This is a genomic window from Vibrio sp. 811, assembly GCF_033339195.1.
On record NZ_JAWOUB010000701.1, the window covers coordinates 1 to 577 of the forward strand.

1 protein-coding gene and 1 pseudogene are annotated in these 577 nt (G+C 40.7%); both read right to left on the minus strand.

The window, feature by feature from the left end; translation table 11 throughout:
* A pseudogene (locus R7Q46_RS28920) lies at window positions 1-90 on the minus strand (GntR family transcriptional regulator); the annotation flags it as partial.
* 107 nt (window positions 91-197) lie between these two features.
* On the minus strand, window positions 198-577 hold a 380-nt coding region (dctP, locus tag R7Q46_RS28925; protein ID WP_318078547.1), incomplete at its 5' end, for a TRAP transporter substrate-binding protein DctP.

A 577-nucleotide genomic window follows, 5' to 3' on the forward strand; every position in this document is an offset into this window, starting at 1 on the left:
GATAAGTTCTTGTCTAAGGACTAAACCGATCTCTTGATACGGTCTTTTCGGTTCAAAAGGCATCATGATGATATTATCACTATATTCCATCTAACTTCTCACGCCATCATAACGACCAATAACAATTGGTCAACCTCTATGTACCAGAATGTGGTAACACCTTGTTTTCGATTGTTTATTACTAATTACTTTGTGAATTACTTAACTGCTTTGATCTTCTCAACCAGTTCATTTAATTCAGGATTTGTCTTTTCTAAGTCCGCGTACATTGGTTGAACCGCTTCAACGAATGCCGCTTTATTTGGTTCAACAAAAGTTACGCCCATCTTTTCAGCTTTTGTACGCTCTTTTGCTTCTGACTCAGCCCACAACTTCTTCATGTATTCAGAAGAGTCTGCTGCTGCTTTCATCAGTGCTTTTTGTTGCTCAGGTGTTAGCTTGTCGTACGTTTTAGTCGAAATAACCAATACGTCTGGCACCATGGTGTGCTCGTCTAGGCTGAAGTATTTCGATACCTCACTGTGACGGCTCAAGCTAAATGATGGGATGTTGTTTTCCGCAGCATCCACCACGCCTT